Genomic DNA, 20,299 nt, shown 5'->3' with positions numbered 1-20,299 from the left:
TGGTTCAGTCAGCATCCCGCAGAGTTGTATGTCTTATCCACGTTGGCTGCCCTTATGTGCGCCGTCAGAACCCGACGTTGTCCTTGCCCTTGAGGCCGAGCATTTGTCGGGCTTCATCGGGGGTTGCGATCTCAAAGTTGAGCGCTTCCAGGATGGTGCGGATGCGGGTGACCTGCTCGGCGTTGGAGCTGGCGAGCTTGCCCGGTCCGATCCACAGGGAGTCTTCCAGTCCGACCCGGACGTGGGAGCCCATGGCAGCGCCGATGGTGGCCAGTGGCATCTGGTTTTTACCCGCTCCGAGGATGGACCACTCATAGTCCTGGCCCAAAAGACGGTCTGCCGTGCGTCGCATGTGCATCAGGTCTTCAGGGTGGCCGCCGATGCCGCCGAGCAGGCCGAAGACTGACTGCACAAACATCGGTCCCTTGGCCAGGCCACGGGAATGCAACGTTAAGCAGGGAATCCGGCCCTGTCCGCAGAAGACGTACACCAGGCTGGCCAGTCACGGCGCTCAATTGACCAATTGGAGCTTCGATGTGAGATGTTCTTCTGCCTCCGGCGAGAGGTCGGTGCTAACAATCACGTAGAGGGCACGCGCCTTGTTCTCCGGTGAGATAAAAGCCATCACCTTAATGACGTCCGAGTCCAGGGTCGGAGGCCAGGTGATGACGAGCTTCCCGTTCTCGAAATCCAGCTTGCCCGATACAGCCCACGCGTCATTCTGTTGGAGCGAGACTGGCCCAGGGTTGTCCCAGTGGAAAACTCCGAAATGCTTGTCGCCCCCGACTTCAGTTGTGTAGTGGAGCTTTCCCTTTGTGCCAGTCAGTAGGCCGGAATCCTTTGTCAAACACCCGGCCAGCTGCCACGCGTCAATCTGGGCAGGGGGTAGGACATTCTGCCCGAGACCTGGGTCGTCCGCCCATTTGCCTTGCTTGTGCGCTTCTTTCGTCAGTAGGAACGAGTAGTTCGTCAAGTTCGCCATGCGTATCGCGACCGTGTCATCGGTGTCGACCGCCTCGTAGACCGCCTTCAATGTCTTTTCAACCTCTTGCGCGGCCGAAGCAACCTTCTTTGCGGTTTCATCGACGGCAGCAGCGATGTCTCCGACGTACTCAATTGCCTGAACGATTGCCATTGGGGATTCCTATCGAAGAGCTCAGGGCAGAGCTTGGCCAACAAGCAGGTGTGTGCGTATTGGCGGTCCGCATATCACCTCCGCGGGCCCGCCGGCTCGACTCCTCAGGTGCGGTGACTCAATATTGGACTCAGGCCCGTGGCCGGTCAAGGTGCTTGCGTTCCCGTAAGGCTTAGGGCTCCTGGTAACACGCTCCCGCGGCCCCCCCCGTGGCCGAAAATTGTGCACTGGACGGTGCTACTCGGCGGACGGCCGCTGTCGTTGCCGTTTCGTCGCCGCACGCTGTTCCTTTGCAGCGAGGCGCCGCCGGTTCGAGCCCCGGGTGGGTTTTGTTGCCCGGCGGAGGGCCGCTCCTGGAGCAAGACCCTCTGCCACGAGGTCGGAGAGCTTGGCCAGGGCGATCTCGCGATTGCGCAGCTGAGAGCGCTGCTCGGATGCGGTCACGGTGATCACGCCGGCGATGAGTCGTCGCCCGAGACGCGTTACCAGCAGCTGCCGTTTGTCGTCAGACAGTGCCACAGAGTTGCCGACGTCCCACGAGAGCTCGACGCGGCTGTCCGAGGTGTTGACATGTTGACCGCCTGGCCCGGACGAACGCGAGAACCGCCAGCGCAGTTCCGACGCGGGAATCATAAGCGCGGGCGACACTTCCAGATCCATGCAACCAGCGTTGCACAACTTGGGCGAATACACCGCTATAGGGGTGTCCGTTGCGACGGCAAACCGGGGGAGCGGCACCCGCGATTTGGAAACTAAGCCTGCTGACGATAATTTGGTTGCAGTGTCTCCGCGTTCCCCCATTCGCAGAGGCATTGACCTAGAAGGACCCCGCATCGCTGACTCGTGCTGCGGGGTCCTTCGCCGTCCGGGCCCGGTTCCCTGCGGAAGCCGCAGTCCTGACTCGGCAGTCCTGGCTCGTCAGTTCGGCCCGAGGATGGTGCTCTGGGGCGGGGATCGCGTGGGCAGCCCGGCCGTGGCGCTCCACGGACCTTCCCTGGGTCAACGCGGTCTCTTGAACGTCTGATCGCTGCAGGGATAGCATTGCCGGCACGGGCGTCGAAGGCGCACCTGGACAGCGTGGTGTCCGTGAGGGACTCGGCCTGGCTAGGTTAGACCCGGACGGGAACCGGCCGTCCTGGCCGGGGGCCCAGTGGACATTGACGTCGATCAGATCGAGGAGCCGGCCATGGGCGAGACAACTGCAGAGGCACCATCAGCGGAACTGATGGTCGACCTGATCATTTCCCTGGATGGGTATGCCTCGGCCGAGGGATGGCCCGGCTGGTGGGGCCTGGAGGGGCCGGAATACCTGGCTTGGCTCGAGCAGGAGGGGGAGAAGGACTACACCTTCCTTCTCGGGGCGAACACATATCGGCTGATGTCCGGCATGTCACAGGAGGCGGCGGCCGGGGGCTCCGGGTTCTCCGAGGATGAGGGCACCGCCTTGACTGGCCTTGCCGCCGTGCCGAAGGTCGTCTTCTCTTCCACCTTGCAGGGGCCCCTGACGTGGCCGAACTCGAAGCTGGTCACCGGTGACGCGGTGGCGCCCGTGACGGAGATGAAACGGGCCGGTGCCGGGCCCTTGAGCACCCTCGGCAGCCTCAGCCTCTCCCGGTCGCTGCTGGCCGCTGGCCTCGTGGACAGGTTCCGGGTGGTCGTCTTCCCGGTGATCACGGGGCGCACCGGGCGGGAGCGGATCTACGACGGCTATCCGGACATTTCGCTCGAGATGGTGGACAGCCGGACCTTCGACGGCCGGCTCCAGCTGCTCGAGTACGTCCCCACCGTGCTCAGCGGTCCGCCGGGCGGGGGCAGCAAGTGACAGGGGAATCAACTCGAGTTGTCCCGCCTTAAGGACCTTCGGTCCACAGCGGCAGCGGCACCACGCTGCGGCTGCAGCCTGATTCATCCAGGACGTGGCCCATGCGCTTGAATGTCCGCACGACGGCCTGTCGGGAGATGACTGCACTTCCCGGAGCCCGATCGGCCAGTTCGCGCTCGTAGGCCTGGACCTCCAGGTAGTCACGGACCCACAGGGTAACCAGCAGATTCTGCGCGCCAAGAACTTGGGCGCTGAGGCGGCAGTTGCTGAGTGCCGCGAAGTAGCGGCCGACGTCGTCAACGTGGTGCGCGGGGACGTTCAGAACCAAGGTGACTTCCCGCAGTCCCTGTTGGGCCGCCGTCGACGTATCGCAACGCAGCGCTATGTAACCTGTGGCCAGGAACCGTTCCACGCGTCGTCGTGCTGTTTGGGGAGAGACGCCGCATGCGGCACCCAGCTCCGCCCAACTGGCCCGCCCGTCCTTGGCGAGCTCTTCCAGCAGTGCCGCATCCAGCCGGTCCGGAGAGTACGCGGGCTGCTCAGGTAGTGGTTCCGCCGACACGAGCCGGGCGCGTGCAGGTTCCAGCGTCCCGCTGCGCCATTCCGATGCTTGCCGGTACAGCTTTGTGACGAAAACAACCTCGCGATGCGTGACGCCAGGCAACCCCGGAAACGAACCGGTGACTATGTCCATCAGTTCGTCGTGGCTGGACGCAAAGCAGTCCACAAAGAGGTCGTGCGAGCCAGTGACCAGCGAGACGGTGCCGAACGCCGGCTCGGCGCACAGCCGCTCGATGAGCGCCTCACCCTCGCTGGGCAGAGACGACAGATGGATGAACGCCGACCAGCCGGCACTGAGGTAGCGCTGCCCGGGAGCCGGCGTGATCCATGCCCGTCCCCGCTCAGTAAGGGCGTTCCAGCGCCTTGCCACCGTGGGCCCGGACAGGCCCAGGGCGTCCGCAACGCGGCTCCATTCGGCCCGTGGATTGATTTGTAGGGCATTCACGATTTCGAGATCAAGCTCCGAGATCATGGCTGATTCGTTCAATATTTGCTGCCTCAAGTGGGTTTCGAACAATCTCAAAGTCAGTGTAAACGGGAGGCATAGCGTTGTGACTCGCATCACCACTGGCAAATACGCCCTGGACCACAAGGAATCATATGGCAAGCAAGACAGCACCTCCTCCGATGGCGGCCACTAGGCCCACGACCATTGCGGGAATGATCCTGGCAATGGCACTCATTGAGTCGCTCAGCGGGGTCACACAGGGGTACCTGAATCCCATCCTGCCCGCGCTGGGACCCGTCTTCGAGATTGACGACCCCACCATCAACGGCATCTTCCTCATCTCCAATGTCAGCTTCGCCGTCCTCACCCCGATTCTTTCGAGGCTCGGCGACAGCTATGGATACCGGCTGGTGCTGCGCTGGTCTACTGGCGTTGTGGCGGTCGGCGTGCTTCAAATGGCGCTTTGGCCCTCGCTGTGGACGGTGACCCTCGGCGTCGTCATGCTCACCTGCGTGGTGGGCTTCATCCCGCTCATGATGGGAATCCTGCGGGTCAGCAGCCCAGCCCACACGCGCACCGGCGTGAGCGTCATGATCGGCGTGCTCATGATCATGGTGGGAGCCGGCGGGCTTCTTGCCGGCATTATCGGTGTCACCGACCCGACGCTCGGCTTCTGGGTGGCGGTACCGCTCGCCGTGGTCGCCTTTGTTTGTTCGTTCGTACTGCCCGACGCCGGGATTCCGACGCGTGAGGGCATCGCCCTGGCGCCGCTCCTGGCTTGCTCACTTGGGCTGATTGGTTTTGTCGTGGCGCTCTCGATGGCGCCTGAATGGGGTTGGCTCGACGCCAGGACGCTGGCGGCCGGCGTGGCAGGGATTGCCCTGCTGGCGTACTGGGCCAAGCGGGACTTCAGCGCCACCGAGGGCCGCAGGTTTATGGACCTGCGGATGCTGGTGAATCCGCGGATCCGCACTGTCTCGCTCGCCACATTTTTCTTCGGCTTCGCGTCCATCAGCTACTTCGGTACCAACGGCATTTTCCTGCATTCCAACCCGGACAAGACCGGTTACGGATTCGGCCTGAGCCCGCTGATGATAGCGATTGTCCTTGCATTGGCCTCGGTTCTTTCCCTGGCTTCCTCACTGCTGACGGCCAAGGCGCTCAGGAAGTTCGGCGAACGCGCCACCCTCGTCTTCGCCGGTGTCCTGCTGGCCGGCGGCTTCCTGGTGATGGTGGTGGCCCACGGATCGCTACCGGGCTACTGCGTCGGCTTTGCCATGTTCAACCTGAGCCTGGGGGTGTACCAGGCCGGAACCCGCGCACTGTCCGTCGAAGGCGTCCCCGTGGAGGAGACCTCGACGGCGGCCGGGCTCAATGAGTTGGCCTTGTCCGTCGGCATCGCGGTGGGCGCTGCGGTGGTCAAGCTCATCTCCTCAGCTTCGGCCGAGTCCGGGCACATCACAGAGCCCGGGCTATTGTCCATCTGGGGCGCCCTGGCAGCGGCGGCTCTGATGGCCGCCGCCGCGGGTGCAGGCTACCGCAGGCGCCAGGCTGCCGAGGTGGCGGCATGATCACTGGAGTCAACATCGATAGGCGAGGGGCCGCCGTCGTCCCCGTATCCCGGGGCGACATCGAAACCGCCCTCGAGGCCGCCGTGAAGCGCCGGAAGCCGGAGATCCTGGATCTGAGCCACGCCATCCATGCGGATCCGGAGCTTGGTGCCCACGAATTCCGTGCCGCCAAGCGCGTGAGGCGTGTACTGCGGATGGCCGGGTTCAGCTTCGATGCCCCGCAGCCTGCGCAGCCCACGGCATTCAGCGCGCGTTTCGGATCCGGCGAGCTTGTGGTGGCACTCTGCGTTGAGTACGACGCGTTGCCCGCCATCGGTCATGCCTGCGGGCACAACGTGAACGCGGCCAGCGCGGTGGGGGCGGCGCTGGCGCTGACGGCGGTGGCCGACGAACTGGGCCTCACCGTCAAAGTGCTCGGAACGCCCGCGGAAGAGACCACCGGCGGCAAAGTGGACTTGATAGACGAGGGCTTTTTTGACGACGTATCGCTGGCCATGATGGCGCACGCTGCGGCAACGGACGTGGTGGGTGGTTCGTCCTTGGCCATGTGCATGTGGGACGTGCTTTTCGAGGGTCGTCCCGCCCATGCCGCCGCGGCTCCTTCGGAAGGTGTCAATGCCCTCGATGCGCTCGTAGTCGCGCAGACCGCCATTGCCCTGGCCCGGCAGCAACTCCCTGCTGGTTCGATCGTTTCGCTGATCGTGACGGAAGGCGGGAGCGCCGTCAATGTCATCCCAGAGCGGGCCCGGGCCAACATTGAAATGCGGGCCGCCAGCATCGACAACCTGCGGCTGATCCAGGACAAGGTGAGGCGCTGCCTTGAAGCCGGTGCCCATGCGAGCGGCAGCACCCTTCAGGTCACACCCACGGGCAACGACTACGCAGAACTCCGTCAGGACGCGTTCCTGTCAGAGGCCTACCGGGCGGCGATGACGGTCAAGGGCAGGGAAGTTGCATTCAACGCCCAGCCAGTGGCCTCCACGGACATGGGAAACGTGTCGCAGCTCGTGCCGAGCATTCACCCCATGATCGGCTACGACGTGCGGGGCGCCGCACACCACACCGCAGAGTTCGCCGCCTTCGGCGCTTCGGCGGGTGCGGATAAGGCTGTCATTGACGGCGCGTTCGGCCTGGCCGCTGCTGCGTGTGCTGCGGCCCTGGACCCGGAGCAGAGGGAGCGGCTGCTCCGACGAACGGAGGAGTAGTAGGGATCTCTGGTCCCGTCACGGCCCAGGCCATTTGTACAGAGGCGGAGCATCAGCTCCTGCGGGCGTGGCTGCCGCGCCGGAGCTCTACCTCAGCGGTGTCCGGATAGGCGGCCTGGGTGCCCTTCTTGGTGGCGGCCAAGGCCGCAGCAACGGAGGCAAACGCGGCCGCCTCGGCCAATGATTCCCCGCCTGCCAGCCGCGCTGCTACTGCGCCCGTGAAGGCGTCGCCGGCTCCGGTGGTGTCAACGGCTGCGACCTTGGTAGGCGGGATGGGCGTGATTTGTTGTGTGCCGGCGGCTAGGGAATCCAGCACGACGGAACCGTGGGCGCCCAGCGTCACCAATACCCGCTGCAAGCCACGGTCAGCAAACTGCTTGCGCACCGGCTCCCATTCAGCCGCGTCCAGGTTGGAACCGGGCATGGCCTCCTTCCCCAGGAACAAGGAAGCCTCATGCGCATTCACCAGCAATACGTCGGTCAACCCGACAAGAGCTCCCGGTACCTCGGCATAGGGAGAGAGGTTCAGCAGAACCGTTGCGCCGGCGTCGTGACCTGCCTGGGCGGCGGCCGCAACAGTGTCGAGGCCGACCTCCAGGCAGAGGCAGACCACTGCGGCGTCGTTGAAAACGTCCGCGGCGCCCTGGACGTCTGCCGGGGTCAGGGCGCCGTTGGCGCCGGCTGAGATGATGATGCTGTTCTCGCCGACGGCATCGACCGAGATGACGGCGACGCCGGTGGCGGCATCGGCCGCGCGGCGGACGCGCGAGACGTCCACCCCGGCGCGTGCCGTCGACTCAAGGAGCATGGCGCCGTTCGGGTCGTCGCCAATGGCGCCCACCAGGCTGACCTGGCCGCCCAGTTTGCTGGCAGCCACCGCCTGGTTGGCGCTTTTGCCGCCCGGATTGACGGCGAAGCTGTTCCCGTGGACCGTCTCGCCCGGCTGGGGGAGACGGTCGCAGTAGATGGTGAGGTCGGCGTTGAGGGAACCAACGACGACGATCCTGGACGCCGCGCGCCCGCTGGCTTGTGTGCTCATTCGGTGACCTCGGCGTCGGCGGCCTTGGGGATCAGAAGGGACGCGGCGAAGGCTGCCGTGGTGATGGCGAGGCCCACGACCACAACGGTCAGGTACGACGCCCTCGCGTCCCCCACGGACGATGTCGCGACGAGGACCGCCGGGAGGACCAGGAAGCTCAGCCCCGCGCCGAGGTTGAAGGCGCCGGCGTTCATGCCAGGCAGGAAGCCGGGGTTGCCGTGCGGGGAGAGCACCACGCCAAGCCCGTTCAGCATGATGTTGGCCGTACCGGCATACATGATCCCCAGCAAAGCCGTGCCCAGCATCATCATCGGCAGGTTGTTCAGGCCGAGGAACGCGATGATCGCCAGGGCAGCGAGGCTGCCCAGCAGCCCGATGCGCAGGACCTTCGTGTAGCCCAGGACGGGGGCCAGACGGCCGCTGATCGGACCGAAGATCCAACCCAGGAGGGCGTACGGCGTGAGGATGAGCAGGGCCATTTCGGTGGGGCCGACGCCGAAGCCCGGGTCGGCTGCCTGAACGTATGCCGGGACGATGCCGTTGATGACGGCGAAAATTCCGGTCATGGTGAGCGTGGTGGTGAGCAGCGGTGCCCAGGTTGAGCGCTGGCGAAGGTGCGCAGTTTCCACCATGGGCGACTTGGCACGTTTCTCCACCATCCAGAACGCGAAGAACGCGACGGCGGCCACCACGACCAGGCCGATGGCGAGTATCAAGGTGCCTGCAGAGAAGTCCGCAGCGAGCTTGGAGCCTTCGTTCAGTGCGGTCAGGAGTGCTCCCACCGCGATCACGATGAAGAATACGCCCAGCCAGTCCATGGTGGTGCCTGCAGCCGGCTTGCTCTCGCCGGCCAGGACGGCAATCAGAACCGTCGCGGCAACAGCCAGGACAACCATGAGCCAGAAGATGCTGCGGAAACCGAAGTGCTCGGCAAAGTAGCCGCCAACAAACGAGTCAACGCCGGCCACGCCGCCGTTGACCGCAGTGATGAGGCCCATGAGGGCACCGTATTTACGCGGGTTGCTGACCGCAGAGCGGAGCATGATGAGGCATAGGGGGACGGTCGGGCCACTGACGCCCTGGATGATTCGGCCCACGAAGAGCCACGTGACGTCGGGAGCGAGGGCGGCGATGACCGAGCCCGCGGCCATCAGCAGCATCATGCCCAGAAGGATCTTCTTTCGCCCTACGATGTCACTGAGGCGCGGCAGGAAGAGCGAGAACAAGGCCGCGGCCGTGAAGAACCAGGTTTGGGACAGACCGATGACGGCCTGATCCGTGTGAAGCTCGTTGCCCATCGTGACCAGGGCGGGGCTGAGCATGGAGGCGTTGAGCTGGAAGGCCACGCAGGCGGCCAGCAGTGCGACCACGAGCGCGGTGACGTTGCCGCGGGTGGACTTGGTGTCGGAGATGAGGGCGGTCATTTACTTGGCCCCTCCTGCAATGGCACCTGCGGTAACGGCACCTGAAGCGGTGACGTCGCCTGTCACGGTGGCGGGAGCGCCGCCGTCGGGCTCTCCGATCCGGACGATCGCGTCGGTGACCAGATCCCAGAACTTCTTATGGTCGAGGTCCACGGCAACGGACGTGTGGCAGTCGTCCGGGGCCGGCACGCGGAAGTCGGCGACGGTCATGCCGAGCGTCAGCTTGCCCTGCAGCTCAATGTCCACCGGGACCTTGCGGGTGGTCATCACGGTGGGGTCGATGACGTAAGCCACTGCGCAAGGATCGTGGACGGGCGGGTAGTCGAAGCCCTGCGCGTCCTTGTAGGTCTTGGTGAAGAACTCCATCAATTCCATGACGAACCTGGCCGGCTTGGTGCCGATGGCTGCGATCCGGTCGAGAATCTCCGGAGTGGCCAACGCCTGGTGCGTGAGGTCGAGGCCAACCATCACCACCGGCCACTTTTCGTTGAACACGATGTGTGCGGCTTCGGGGTCGATGATGATGTTGAATTCAGCCACGGCACTCCAGTTGCCCACGTGGTAACCGCCGCCCATGAGGACGACTTCCTTGACGCGCTCCACGATGCGCGGTTCCTTCCGGGCCGCCATGGCGATGTTGGTCAGTCCGGCGGTGGGGACCAGGGTGACCGTTCCCGGCTCATGCGCCATCACGGTTTCGATGATCAGGTCGACGGCGTGGCGGGGGTCAAGCTCGATGGTGGACTGGGGCTGGTCGGGGCCGTCCATGCCGGTCTCGCCGTGGATGCTGGGGGCGGTTTCGATGGTGCGGACCAAGGGGCGGTCGCAGCCTGCGGCGAACGGAACGCCGGTGATGCCCGCAATCGTGGCTACCGAGAGTGCGTTGCGGGTGACCTTTTCGAGGGTCTGGTTGCCCACCACGGTGGTGACGGCGAGCAGTTCGATATCCGGGTTGCCGTGAGCCAGCAGCAATGCCACGGCGTCGTCATGTCCAGGGTCGCAGTCAAGAATGATCTTCTTGCGCGCCGGTGTTATGGGCTGGGTTTCCATTGTTGTCTCCACGTCATTGGGGCCTGCCGGTGCCGGGCACCCGCGTCCGACGGCGGGCTGTACCTTTTTGGTGCTTTGCCGCGTGGGGTTTGGGTGCCTCGCCCAAGCAGGGCGCTAAGCATTCACAGGAATTCTGACATCGTTCACTGCAATACGTCAAGCGCTTAACGTGAAGTTCGTCAAGCGCTTGATGCCATGTGGTGCCTGAAACCGTGAAACCTTGGCTACGATCGATACATGGACACCATCGACCGGCCCAGCGGCAGGGCACCCCGCGTCACGGCCGCGATGGTGGCCCAGCGCGCCGGCGTTTCCACCGCCACGGTGTCCCTTGTGGCCAACGGGAAAACCCGGGGGCGCGTGTCCGAGGACAACATTTCGCGCGTGCGGGAGGCCATCTCCGAGCTGGGCTATGTGGTGGACGGCATTGGGAGCTCGCTGGCCAAAGGCGTGAGTTCGATCGTCATCCTGGTGGCGCCGGACATCTCCAACCCCTTTTTCGCCAAGGTGATCGCCGGAGTCCGGGAGACCCTTGGCGCCGACTACCAGCTGCTGCTGTCCGTCACCGACGCCGGCGAGTTTCCCCAGGCCGAGGACGTCCGGAAGCTCATGGCGCTCCGGCCCGCCGGCCTCCTGGTGGATGCCCCCAACGCCGGCTTCCTCGAAGAACTGTCTGCAGCCGGGCCCCTGGTGCTGCTTGATGCACCCGGCCTGGAGGCCTACGCCGCCTCGGTAAACCTGGACGTCGCGCACGGCGCACGTGAGCTGGCGGCGCACCTGGCGGATTCAGGGCACACGCGTGCGGCATACATCGACAGCGTGACAGGCACGGCCACCTTCGATGTGCGGCGCAACGCATTCCTCGAGGAGGCCAAGGCGCGCGGAATATCGGTGCCGGCCGACTGCATCATCAGCACCACGATCGATGTCGGCGCGGCCGCCGAGGCGTTCGCCCTGGCCTGGCCGCAGTGGCAGCGTTCCGGAGTCACCGCCGTCGTGTGCGGTACCGACACGCACGCCTACGGTGTTCTGCAGGAAGCGCGTGTGGCCGGTGTCCTCATTCCGCAGGAACTGGCCGTGGCAGGCTTCGACGACCTGCCTTATTCGGCAACCAGCAACCCCGGCCTGACCAGTGTGCATCTGCCGGCCATGCCGCTTGGGCGCAAAGCGGGCCAGCAGCTCCGCGGGCTCATGGCAGGACTGGAGCTCGAGGAACCGCATGTGACGCTTGACAGCTCGTTGGTGGTCCGGGGTTCGACCGGCTGACCGGCTTGCCCCTTCTGGACGCCTTCCGCGCGTTCGCTTGACCAGCTTCTGGCGAAGGGTGCGGGGACCGGTTTTTTGCCCTGTCCCTGAGCCGGGAGTGGGAGCTCAGCTTCGGCTTCGCAGCGCCGCCAGGGCCTCAGCCAAGGGCATGCGCAATGCGGGGCCATGGCCGGGAAGTATCACTGCGGCGTTAATCCCGTCCAGGCGGTGCGTTGCCGTCAGCGCCGCAGCGGGGTCGGTGTGATACATCCGGTGGAGCATCTGCGGCCCCGTCTTCCGGCTTAGCGGATGGCCACTGACAAACGAGTCCCCGACGGCGATTGCGCCGGCTTGGGGAAGGAGGATCGAGACGTTGCCTGGCGTGTGGCCCGGAACCAGGATGGCTTCCGGATGGCCGGGAAGTCCCCGGAGTTTCTCGGTGCTCCATGCTTGAGCTTGCGTCGCGGGCTTCGCCGTAAGGGACCCTGCCTTGATCACGTGAATCATCCAGCGGAGGACGCGGGGGCGCCATGCCCGGACGATGGCCTGTCCGAAGGTGACTTGGTGCTTTTCTTTGCCCTGGACGTGGGCCAGCTCTTCCGGGGCGCACAGGACCGGCGTTCCGAAGGTGCTGGAGAAGTAGGCGGCGGAGCCGGTGTGATCGACATGGCCGTGCGTGATGAGCAGGGCCCGTGCGTCGGCTGGACGCAAGCACAAATGGCGGATGGACTCGAGGACAAGGGCACGGTCAGAGGGATAACCGCTGTCAATGAGCATGTAACCAGACTCGTCGCGGACCACGATCCAGTTGGAGGCCGGTCCTTGGACGAAAAAGACGCCCGGCGCCTGCTCTGATACAGCGGACGAGGGATGCCATTCATTGGATTGGGGGTGCACCGCTACATAGTAGCCCTCGGCCCAGCGTCCACTGCCCACGTCGGGACGACACCGGGTCATCCGTTGCTGCCGGGGCTCCTACGCCGTGCCTTTCTCACCGGCGGAGCGGAACAAAACAGTTGGAGATCGGCGACCAACCGGTAGTACCGGTCGGATTCGAGGGCAATGAGTGCCGTGTTGTACGCCGCAACGTAGGCGGTTTCCGGTGCGGTGCCCCGGCGTCCGTAGGCCTGGGCGGTTTTATTGGTCCACGGCTCTTGGACGTTCGGCTGGGCCTGTTCCTGCGCAGGCGTGGAGTGGCTGAGTGGGGTCATGGCCTCGGTGAGCCATGCTAGCTCTGCACGGAGCTCCTTCACGGCGGTCTTGTTGAACAGACGGCGGTGATTGCCGAGGACTGAGTCGACCCGATGCGCTGCGGTTGTCATGGCGCGTGAGGCATCCTGTGCACCGGATCGGACGCCGGGGTCGTAACGGAGTAGCGCCGCCACCTGATCGAAAAGGAAGGATGACGGTAACGGCTCGAATTGGTGCTGCTGCAGCTTCCAGCTGCTGGACCGGTATCCCGGCAGTTGGGGGCTTCCGTGCTGAGCGTAGGGCCCAGGTTCCCGCCCTGAGCGGCCGGCGCCGTCGAAAATGTGGTGAGTTTTCTCTAGGGTTTTCAAGGTTACATCTCCCGCTGATGGACTGCAGGGTCGAGGGTGCTTGAAGCGCCGGTAGGGGCGGGAGTCATCAGCATCTCCTCTTCCGCTTGTCCTGATGCCGGGGTCCCGAAGAAGGGCCCGGATCATTTCGTCGTCTCGGACACCTTCCATGCTGGACTGCGGACCTGAGGCAGCCATGAGAAGCCTGTGAGGGTCTTCTCATGCGCGCTTTCGCTCCGGTTGAAGCTCAATTGAGGTTCAGGCGGATGAAGCATGACCACCATCGTGGCACGTCCACGGAGCGGGTCCCTTCGCTCATTTGACGGTCAGCGTCCCATGCATGTTCACGTGGTAGGTGCAGTGGAAGGGATAGGTGCCGGGTTTGGACGGCGCGGTGAACGTGGCGGTTCCGGAGCTCGTCACCTCGACATCGAACGCCGATCCTTCGTCGGCAGTCACGGTGTGTTCGGCGGTATCCGTGTTCGTCACCGTCACCGTGGCACCGGGGGACACGGACGGGGGCGTCTGATAGGCGAAATCCTTGATCGTGATCGCCGTGGGCGATGCCGCCGGAGCGGAGCCGGTGGCCGTGCCGGCTGAAGTCGTCGACGTCGGCGACGGTCCAACGGACGTAGTCGAAGCCGTCGGGTTCCCCGTCGCTGAGGGAGTGCTGCTGCCGGCGCCGCACCCCGCCGTTCCGGACAGAATCACCGCCAGTGCGAGAATGCCCAGCGTTGTACCTGTCCTCATGGGGGCACCATCCTCAACAGCACACGAAGTCGTTGTGATCCATTGTGCTCCCGCACGGGAGCAAAAGCACCGCCCTGGTCAGCACCGAGCGAGCGCGCAAAAAGGACGCGTCCACTTGAACCAGCTATCGTCGAGTGGCGATCATGGTCTTTGGCCGACGTTCGGGGCTGCGAGGATGGCCAGTTGTTGGGTCGCTCGGGTCATGGCGACATAGCGGTCGACCGCTCCCTCGATGCCCGTGCCGAAAGCCTCCGGGTCGACGAGGACAACCAGGTCGAACTCGAGCCCCTTCGACAGCTCCGGGGTCAGCGACCTGACGCGGGTCCCCTCCCGGAACGAGCCGTGCACCGTCTCACTCCTGCCGATGACGCAGGCGACCCCCTCGGCATGCGCGGCCAGCCAGGTGTCGAGGATCGAGCTCAGCTCCGACGTGGATCCGTGGACGACGGGCATGCCGCTGCTCCGGATGGAGGTCGGGACGTTGGCGTCCGGGAGCACGGCCCTGATGACCGGTTCGGCTTCCGCCATGACCTCCTCCGGCGTTCGGTAATTGATGCTGAGGGTCGCCAGGTTCACGTTGCTCAATCCGACCCGCTCGAGCCGTTCCAGCCAGGACTCCGCGAACCCGTGCCTGGCCTGGGCGCGGTCCCCGACGATAGTGAAGCTCCGGGACGGGCAACGGAGCAGCAGCATCTGCCACTCGGCGTCGGTCAGCTCCTGCGCCTCGTCCACGACGACGTGGGCGAACGGGCCGGCAAGGTAGTCCGGGTCGGCGGTCGGCGCGGCACCCTCGTCACCCAACTTTTCCTGCAGGTCTTGCCCGCGCAGCATCGACATCACCAGCAGTTCGGAGTCGTCGGCCGCGATCAGATCGTCGACCACCCGGTCCATGAGCTCTCGCTCCGCGGCCAGCGCGGCGTCCTGCCTACGCTTGCGGCGTGACGTCTCGGGGTCGCCGAGGCGTTGCCGGGCCGCGTCCAGGAGCGGCAGGTCGGACACGGTCCAGGCCCGGGGATCCTGGCGCTGCAGCTTTTTGACGCCGTCAGGGTTGAGCCAGGGGGCGCACATGCGCAGGTAGGCGGGCACCGTCCAAAGGTCGCCGACAAGGTCGGTGTAATCGAGCAGCGGCCACGCTCGGCCGAACGCGTCCACCAACTCCGCGTTCCGCGCCAACGCCCTGCGGAGCAACTCCTCCGGGACGTCATCGCCGTCGAACTTGTCTACGAGAATTGTGAGCAGCTCCTCCCAGACCTCGTCCCGCGCCTCGTTGTGCGGAGTGCCAAGGCTCGGTGACTCGAACGCCTCGGCCCAGGCGTCGGCGCTCAGCCAGATATCGGCCCAGGGCGTCTCGACCTCCATCCCCGTGGTGGGCGGCTGTTCGTAGAACCTGACTGCGGGCTCGATCGCTTTCACCATGGCCGCCGACGACTTCAGGAGGGCCACGTTCGGGTCGCTCTCAATCGCTGCTGTGGCTCCCTCGGGGAGGAGGTTCCGCAGGGTGCATGTTTGCACGCCCTCCTCACCGAGGCTGGGGAGGACGTCGGCGATGTAGTTCAGGTATGGCTGATGCGGGCCGATGAACAGCACACTGCTTTTGCTGTGGGCACCACGGTGACCAAGGCGGGGGTCGGAGTAGAGGAGGAAGGCGGAGCGGTGCAGTGCGACAACGGTCTTCCCCGTCCCTGGACCGCCGTCGACGACAAGAGCGCCGCGGGATCCCGCGCGGATGATGGCGTCCTGGTCGGCCTGGATGGTGCCGAGCACATCCTGCATCCGGGCAGACCGGCTGCTGCCCAGACTGGCGATAAAGGCAGAAAGGTCCTCGAGGGCGGCGTGCCCTTCGTACGCGTCCGACGTGAACACCTCGTCCCAGTAGTCGCTGATCCGACCGCGGGTCCACCGATACCTGCGGCGGCTTGCCAGACCCATCGGGTTGGCGTAGGTCGCCCCGAAGAACGGCTCAGCCGCAGGGGAACGCCAGTCAATGAGCAGGCGGCGCCCCTCGCTGTCCGTGAGGCCAAGCCGTCCGACGTACACCGGCTCAGAGTTGTCTGCGCGGACCATCTGTCCGAGGCACACGTCCAAACCGAAGCGACGCAGTGCGCGCAGGCGGGCGGTCAGCCTGCGGATCTCCACATCCTTCTCCAGCGCCTCCTGGCCTAAGCGGCCGGGTGCCCTGCGCGCAGCGTCGAGCCGGTCGGACAGATCGGTGATCGACTGCTCGAGGCTTTCCGAGATGGCCGCGAAGCGCAGCTCGTCGCCGGCGATCCGCGCCGGATCGGCCTTGGGCGTGAGGTGGCCGGGAAGGTTAAACGCGCTGGTGGTCAAGGGCACGTCATCACCTCCTTTCCGGGCTTTTGGCTTAGGCTCTCAATTTTGGCGCACCACCCGGATCTTGCGGCAAGCCCCCCTGCGCGCTATAGATTGAAAGTAGGGAGGAGTGTGCCGCTTCCGTGTCCCTGTCCCGCCACCCCAAACCGTACTTCCCAACCCAGACCGTACTGGCCAACCGCCGTGGATACTTCACGGGCACCGCAGGTCATCGAGGAGCCCTTGCAATTGCTCCGGCCGCTCGATGTTGGCGAAGTGGCCGCAGCGCGGGATCGTCACCATCTGGACGTGCGGGACTATGCCAGCCAACCGGATCAGGTCCGACGGTGGCGTGAACACATCGTTGTCCCCGCGGATCGCCAGCACCGGGCAGAGGATGCCGCGCCACCGGTCAAAATCGTAGTGCGACGCCGCCCGGGCAGCAGCGGAGAAGCTGGCCGGCCGGGCGTCATTGCTGAGCCTGCGGATCTCGCCCGGGGAAATGACTGCGGGTTCTGCGAAGAACGGGGACATCAGCGGTCCCATCACAGGGGTGGTCCCGATTGCTCGGATCAGCGCTGACCCCGCGGGACCGAGGGCCGCCATGGAGCGCATTACGAGCAGCATCCCCACGAACGCCGGGAACCTGAACAGCCGGCGCAGTGGCCGCCGGGTGGCCTCGGACACGCCGAATGTGGTGGCCGAAATGGCGGCTACGCTGACGGTCCGCTCCGGCCACGCGGCGGCAACGTGCAATGCCAGGAAGCCCCCCATGGAGTGGCCCACCAGGTTCCACCGCCGGTAGCCGAGCGAGAGCAGTACACCAGTGACGGCCCGTGCCATCGCGTCGATGCTGAAATGTTCCAGCCGGGCATCCGTGGTGGATTCACCCCAGCCGGGCAGGTCAATCAGCACCCGGTCGTGGGCCGGCGCCCCGGAAAGCAGCGTCCGGAAGGTAGTCCAGGTTCCCGCGGCGCCGTGAAGGTAGACATCCGGTGTGCCGGAGTCGGGAGACCGGCCTACGGTGCCTTGCTGGACACGCACCGTGCAGGCACCCAGCTCCGTGGGAAGCACCACCCGCCTCAGCGTGGCCCATCCCGAGTTGGTTTCCTGCTGAACACTCATGGTCATCCTCTGCTCATGGTCTCTGAAATTGATTCGGAGCCGCAGGGGTGCCGGATGGGCCACTGGAACAATCCGGAGTGTCAGCTGGGCCCAGGCATCACCATGACCGTTCGTGGGGCCTGGAAGGATAGAAGCCTGATCCATTCGGTCCCGTGGTCCAGCAGCTTGACTCGAGGAAGCGCTGCGGCGGTTTCCTGGACGGTGACGGCCGCCTCGAGTTCTGCGAGTTTGGCTCCGAGGCAGCGGTGGATGCCGGAGCCGAACACCAGGCCATGGCCGGTGGGTTGACCGTCCCGGGCCGGCTGCGCAGGTGCCGCCCGCGCAGGCAGGCTCTCGGGTCCGGCCGGTGACGTGATGTGGTTGCCGCTCACTTCGAGGAGGATTTCGGTGCCGGCGGGGATCAGGCCGCCGGCGAGTTTTGTGTCGTACGCTGCGATGCGGCGCCAGGTGGGGACGGATGATTCGGCGGCAAGTACGTGCCGGACCACCTTCCTGGAGCCTGCTTCGGAGGCCGCGTCGTTCCAGCCCACGGGAGCGGACCTCTCCAGAAGGCGGAAGAGGGTGGTGCTGATTAGCTGGGTGGTTGTTTCCTGCCCGGCTATCAGCAGGAAGTAGCCGAGGGAGCAGATTTCAGGCGTGGACAGGCCGTGTTCGGCAAGGGATTTGAACAGGTTGCGTCCGGGGGCCGTCCTGGAGTCTGCCACGAGCTTGCGCAGCCAGACGTAGAAATCGGCGGCGCTGTGGGCCAGTTCGAGTTGCCGCTCCTCGTCGGGCCAGCCCCAGAACAGTTCCATGGAGTCAAGGCCCCACCGCTTCAGGGCCGCAAGATCCCGGACGGGCAGCCCGAGGAGTTCGAGCATCACGACTGCCGGGGGAAACGCCGCCACGCCCTGCACGAGGTCCGCATGGCCGGATGAATCGAGCTGCTCCGCGGCGTTCCGTGCCGCTTCCCGCGCCAGCTCCCGGATCCGCGGCTCCATGGCGGCGACCGTGGCGGGTGTGAAGAAGCCTGCCACGACCTTGCGGATCCCGGCGTGCGTGGCCGTGTCGTTGCTGGCCAGAACGGGCGGCAACGCGAAGCCCACGCGCTGCAGCACCCGCAGCGCTGGCCCCGCCAGGGTGGTCACGGCGACGAGCGCGTTCGCGGGGCTGAAGTCGGCAGGCCGGTGCAGGACATCACGGACCACGTCCGGGTCCCGCACCACAAGGTACGGGCAGCGCGCCGTCAACGCCGGGTTCATGCGGGCAAGCCGTTCAGCCATGCAGCTGCTTCGGCGCGGAAGGCAGCCGGGGACAGTTCCGATGCTTGCTCGGGCAGGGCGCCAAGGAAGGGCGCCGGCAGTGTTCCGAGCACCTGCCGGTTACTGCGGTGCACCAATTCAGGGTTGCCGGGCCAGCTTCCCAGCACCACACCAAGAACCTGGAGATCCCGCGCAGCCAGCGCCTCGAGGGTCAGGGCGGTGTGGTTCAGGGTGCCGAGGCCCGGCCGGGCGACGAGCACGAATGCCCCCGCCAGGAGCGGTCCAAGGTCCGCCAGGGTGCCGCCGGCGGAATCGAGCTCCACCAGCAGGCCTCCTGCACCCTCCACCAGGACGTGGTCGTGGGAGGCGGCGAGCTCGCGGATGCGTCCGGCGTGCGCCGCCACGCCGGGCAGCGGCGTTCCGTCGACGGCGGCAGCGGCGACAGGCGCCAGTGGCTCCTGCAGAACGACTCCGGTTGCTGCCGTCACCGGGCCGGCGAGACGGACAATCTCCGCCGCGTCGGAATCGCCGTCGGCGGCGCCTGACTGGCACGGCTTGTACACCGCGACGCTGCGCCCCGTTCCGTGGAGGACGGCGGCGAGGGCCGCCGTCGTCATGGTTTTGCCGACGCCGGTGTCCGTTCCGGTGATCAGGATGATGCCGGGCAGGTTCATGGAAGTTCCTCCAAAATGCCGCGCAGCACTGCGCAGCTGCCTTCGATTTCCTCGGTGGTCAGGGTGGCGCGGGCGGTGAGCCGCAACCGCGAAATCCCGTCTGGAACGGACGGCGGGCGGAAGCAGCCGATCCGGACGCCGGCGGTGCGCGCGGCCCCGGCTGCCGCCAGGGCCGATTCCGCGGACGGTATGGCAATGGACTGCACGGCCCCCGCTGCCCGGTCGACGGCGGCGCCGCGGGCTGCAAGGGCCGGGGCGAGTCCGGCGGCCAGCGCCGCAGCGTTGCTTTGGACGGATCCGGCCCGCCAAGGTTCGTCGCGGATGATCCGCACCCCGGCGAGGGCCGCCGCTGCGGACGCAGGTGCCAGACCGGTGTCGAAGATGAAGCTGCGGGCCCGGTTGATGAGGTGGTCGCGCAGCAGGGAGGACCCCAGGACGGCTCCGCCCTGGCTGCCCAGAGCCTTTGACAGCGTCGCGGTCACGATCACGTTGGGATGCCCGGCAAGGGCTGTCCCGGCCACCGAGCCGCGGCCCTGAAAGTCTCCGGTGCCGGTGACTCCGAGGCTGTGGGCCTCGTCGATGAGCAGCACGGCGTCGTATTCCTCGGCCAGGGGCAGCAGGCCAGCGAGCGGTGCCTCGTCGCCCAGGACGCTGTAGAGGGATTCGACGGCGATCAGCGCGCGCGGCTCCGGTCGGTCAGCGAGCAGCCGGCCGGCGTGCTCCACGCTGTTGTGGGGGAACGATTCGGTGCGGGAGCGGCTGAGCCGGAATCCGTCGATCATCGAGGCGTGGCAGTGTTCATCCGCGACGATCAAGGTCCCGGGGCCGCCGAGCGCGGTGATCACGCCGATGTTGGCCAGGTAGCCGGAGGAGAACACCAGTGCCGTTTCCATGCCGGCCAGCCTGGCCAGTTCCTGCTCGAGGTCCAGGTGCAGCCTGGTGGTTCCGGCCACCAGGCGTGAGGACGTGGCACCCGCGCCCCACAGCGACGTCGCCGCCGCGGCTGCCTCGGCAACGCGCGGGTCCGCCGCGAGGCCCAGATAGTCGTTGCTGGCCAGGTCGATGAACTGTTCGTCCGCGGCGCGGGGGAGCGGGCGGCGGACCAATCCACGGCGGTCCCGGACGGCGGCCTGCCGCTCGAGCCACTGGGTCATGGAGTTG

General features: G+C 66.0%; 19 protein-coding genes. 4 read left to right on the top strand and 15 right to left on the bottom strand.

All coding sequences use genetic code 11. The features are described from left to right. Window positions 1–64: 64 nt before the first annotated feature. From AC1DDG_RS17540 to arfB, 3 genes are all read right to left on the bottom strand, one after another. A complete protein-coding gene (locus AC1DDG_RS17540; protein ID WP_476877049.1) occupies window positions 65–490 on the bottom strand; it encodes a beta-keto acid cleavage family enzyme in 426 nt (141 codons plus the stop codon). A gap of 21 nt (window positions 491–511) precedes the next feature. Beyond that, entirely contained in the window at window positions 512–1,135 is a 624-nt protein-coding gene (locus AC1DDG_RS17535; RefSeq protein ID WP_476877048.1) for a hypothetical protein, read from the bottom strand. 237 nt (window positions 1,136–1,372) lie between these two features. Next, window positions 1,373–1,795, bottom strand: coding sequence for an alternative ribosome rescue aminoacyl-tRNA hydrolase ArfB (arfB, locus tag AC1DDG_RS17530; protein WP_476877047.1), 423 nt, complete (start codon window positions 1,793–1,795; stop codon window positions 1,373–1,375). A 526-nt stretch (window positions 1,796–2,321) separates the two neighbouring features. On the opposite strand from arfB, the gene AC1DDG_RS17525 reads away from it, so the two are divergent. Next, complete coding sequence (locus AC1DDG_RS17525; RefSeq protein ID WP_476877046.1) at window positions 2,322–2,957, top strand: dihydrofolate reductase family protein; 636 nt, start codon at window positions 2,322–2,324, stop codon at window positions 2,955–2,957. Window positions 2,958–2,985: 28 nt separating this feature from the next. Here AC1DDG_RS17525 and AC1DDG_RS17520 read toward each other — a convergent pair whose 3' ends face one another. Further along, window positions 2,986–4,005: an Lrp/AsnC family transcriptional regulator gene (locus AC1DDG_RS17520; RefSeq protein WP_476877045.1), complete on the bottom strand. Its 1,020-nt coding sequence runs from the start codon at window positions 4,003–4,005 to the stop codon at window positions 2,986–2,988. 113 nt (window positions 4,006–4,118) lie between these two features. On the opposite strand from AC1DDG_RS17520, the gene AC1DDG_RS17515 reads away from it, so the two are divergent. Continuing rightward, the gene (locus AC1DDG_RS17515) at window positions 4,119–5,537 is read left to right on the top strand and encodes an MFS transporter (RefSeq protein WP_476877044.1); all 1,419 of its coding nucleotides are present in this window, start codon (window positions 4,119–4,121) and stop codon (window positions 5,535–5,537) included. Next, entirely contained in the window at window positions 5,534–6,742 is a 1,209-nt protein-coding gene (locus tag AC1DDG_RS17510) for a M20 family metallopeptidase (RefSeq protein WP_476877043.1), read from the top strand. The genes AC1DDG_RS17515 and AC1DDG_RS17510 overlap by 4 nt, the downstream gene beginning before the upstream one ends. Before the next feature lie 52 nt (window positions 6,743–6,794). On the opposite strand, the gene AC1DDG_RS17505 is transcribed toward AC1DDG_RS17510, so the two are convergent. Genes AC1DDG_RS17505 through uriH form a run of 3 tightly spaced genes read right to left on the bottom strand, consistent with a single transcriptional unit; the run spans window position 6,795 to window position 10,255 of the window. Continuing rightward, window positions 6,795–7,781 carry a ribokinase gene (locus AC1DDG_RS17505; RefSeq protein ID WP_476877042.1) on the bottom strand — a complete coding sequence of 329 codons (987 nt, stop codon included), beginning with the start codon at window positions 7,779–7,781 and terminating at the stop codon, window positions 6,795–6,797. Next, complete coding sequence (gene uriT / locus AC1DDG_RS17500; protein WP_476877041.1) at window positions 7,778–9,205, bottom strand: uridine transporter UriT; 1,428 nt, start codon at window positions 9,203–9,205, stop codon at window positions 7,778–7,780. Before uriT ends, AC1DDG_RS17505 begins: the two co-directional genes overlap by 4 nt. Beyond that, on the bottom strand, window positions 9,206–10,255 hold the full coding sequence (gene uriH, locus AC1DDG_RS17495) for a uridine-preferring nucleoside hydrolase UriH (RefSeq protein WP_476877040.1): 1,050 nt from the start codon (window positions 10,253–10,255) through the stop codon (window positions 9,206–9,208). Window positions 10,256–10,543: 288 nt separating this feature from the next. Between uriH and AC1DDG_RS17490 the strand changes: the two genes are divergently transcribed. Then, on the top strand, window positions 10,544–11,521 hold the full coding sequence (locus AC1DDG_RS17490) for a LacI family DNA-binding transcriptional regulator (RefSeq protein WP_476877068.1): 978 nt from the start codon (window positions 10,544–10,546) through the stop codon (window positions 11,519–11,521). Window positions 11,522–11,626: 105 nt separating this feature from the next. On the opposite strand, the gene AC1DDG_RS17485 is transcribed toward AC1DDG_RS17490, so the two are convergent. The 8 genes from AC1DDG_RS17485 to AC1DDG_RS17450 form a co-directional block, all read right to left on the bottom strand. Further along, window positions 11,627–12,397 (bottom strand): MBL fold metallo-hydrolase, encoded by a 771-nt coding sequence (locus AC1DDG_RS17485; RefSeq protein ID WP_476877039.1) that lies wholly within the window; start codon window positions 12,395–12,397, stop codon window positions 11,627–11,629. A 56-nt stretch (window positions 12,398–12,453) separates the two neighbouring features. Further along, window positions 12,454–13,185, bottom strand: coding sequence for a CHAD domain-containing protein (locus tag AC1DDG_RS17480; protein ID WP_476877067.1), 732 nt, complete (start codon window positions 13,183–13,185; stop codon window positions 12,454–12,456). A gap of 168 nt (window positions 13,186–13,353) precedes the next feature. Further along, entirely contained in the window at window positions 13,354–13,788 is a 435-nt protein-coding gene (locus AC1DDG_RS17475) for a cupredoxin domain-containing protein (protein WP_476877038.1), read from the bottom strand. Window positions 13,789–13,929: 141 nt separating this feature from the next. Then, window positions 13,930–16,122 carry an RNA polymerase recycling motor ATPase HelR gene (gene helR / locus AC1DDG_RS17470; RefSeq protein WP_476877037.1) on the bottom strand — a complete coding sequence of 731 codons (2,193 nt, stop codon included), beginning with the start codon at window positions 16,120–16,122 and terminating at the stop codon, window positions 13,930–13,932. Between the two features lie 189 nt (window positions 16,123–16,311). After that, entirely contained in the window at window positions 16,312–17,223 is a 912-nt protein-coding gene (locus AC1DDG_RS17465; RefSeq protein ID WP_476877036.1) for an alpha/beta fold hydrolase, read from the bottom strand. A gap of 80 nt (window positions 17,224–17,303) precedes the next feature. Beyond that, on the bottom strand, window positions 17,304–18,485 hold the full coding sequence (locus AC1DDG_RS17460; protein ID WP_476877035.1) for a cytochrome P450 family protein: 1,182 nt from the start codon (window positions 18,483–18,485) through the stop codon (window positions 17,304–17,306). Next, the gene (bioD, locus tag AC1DDG_RS17455; RefSeq protein WP_476877034.1) at window positions 18,461–19,138 is read right to left on the bottom strand and encodes a dethiobiotin synthase; all 678 of its coding nucleotides are present in this window, start codon (window positions 19,136–19,138) and stop codon (window positions 18,461–18,463) included. Before bioD ends, AC1DDG_RS17460 begins: the two co-directional genes overlap by 25 nt. Continuing rightward, window positions 19,135–20,292 carry an 8-amino-7-oxononanoate synthase gene (locus tag AC1DDG_RS17450; protein ID WP_476877066.1) on the bottom strand — a complete coding sequence of 386 codons (1,158 nt, stop codon included), beginning with the start codon at window positions 20,290–20,292 and terminating at the stop codon, window positions 19,135–19,137. The genes bioD and AC1DDG_RS17450 overlap by 4 nt, the downstream gene beginning before the upstream one ends. Between the last annotated feature and the right edge of the window lie 7 nt (window positions 20,293–20,299).

This window comes from Arthrobacter sp. 10L430 (assembly GCF_056395245.1).
Note: the sequence above shows the minus strand (reverse complement) of the source record. Positions and strands in the feature narration are given on the sequence as shown.

What these genes read in the sequence shown, in the direction of transcription:
- AC1DDG_RS17535 (WP_476877048.1), bottom strand. Translation starts at nt 1,135, where the DNA reads ATGGCAATCGTTCAGGCAATTGAGTACGTCGGAGACATCGCTGCTGCC.
- arfB (WP_476877047.1), bottom strand. Translation starts at nt 1,795, where the DNA reads ATGGATCTGGAAGTGTCGCCCGCGCTTATGATTCCCGCGTCGGAACTG.
- AC1DDG_RS17525 (WP_476877046.1), top strand. Translation starts at nt 2,322, where the DNA reads ATGGGCGAGACAACTGCAGAGGCACCATCAGCGGAACTGATGGTCGAC.
- AC1DDG_RS17515 (WP_476877044.1), top strand. Translation starts at nt 4,119, where the DNA reads ATGGCAAGCAAGACAGCACCTCCTCCGATGGCGGCCACTAGGCCCACG.
- AC1DDG_RS17510 (WP_476877043.1), top strand. Translation starts at nt 5,534, where the DNA reads ATGATCACTGGAGTCAACATCGATAGGCGAGGGGCCGCCGTCGTCCCC.
- AC1DDG_RS17505 (WP_476877042.1), bottom strand. Translation starts at nt 7,781, where the DNA reads ATGAGCACACAAGCCAGCGGGCGCGCGGCGTCCAGGATCGTCGTCGTT.
- uriT (WP_476877041.1), bottom strand. Translation starts at nt 9,205, where the DNA reads ATGACCGCCCTCATCTCCGACACCAAGTCCACCCGCGGCAACGTCACC.
- uriH (WP_476877040.1), bottom strand. Translation starts at nt 10,255, where the DNA reads ATGGAAACCCAGCCCATAACACCGGCGCGCAAGAAGATCATTCTTGAC.
- AC1DDG_RS17490 (WP_476877068.1), top strand. Translation starts at nt 10,544, where the DNA reads ATGGTGGCCCAGCGCGCCGGCGTTTCCACCGCCACGGTGTCCCTTGTG.
- AC1DDG_RS17480 (WP_476877067.1), bottom strand. Translation starts at nt 13,185, where the DNA reads ATGATCCGGGCCCTTCTTCGGGACCCCGGCATCAGGACAAGCGGAAGA.
- AC1DDG_RS17475 (WP_476877038.1), bottom strand. Translation starts at nt 13,788, where the DNA reads ATGAGGACAGGTACAACGCTGGGCATTCTCGCACTGGCGGTGATTCTG.
- AC1DDG_RS17465 (WP_476877036.1), bottom strand. Translation starts at nt 17,223, where the DNA reads ATGAGTGTTCAGCAGGAAACCAACTCGGGATGGGCCACGCTGAGGCGG.
- AC1DDG_RS17460 (WP_476877035.1), bottom strand. Translation starts at nt 18,485, where the DNA reads ATGGCTGAACGGCTTGCCCGCATGAACCCGGCGTTGACGGCGCGCTGC.
- bioD (WP_476877034.1), bottom strand. Translation starts at nt 19,138, where the DNA reads ATGAACCTGCCCGGCATCATCCTGATCACCGGAACGGACACCGGCGTC.
- AC1DDG_RS17450 (WP_476877066.1), bottom strand. Translation starts at nt 20,292, where the DNA reads ATGACCCAGTGGCTCGAGCGGCAGGCCGCCGTCCGGGACCGCCGTGGA.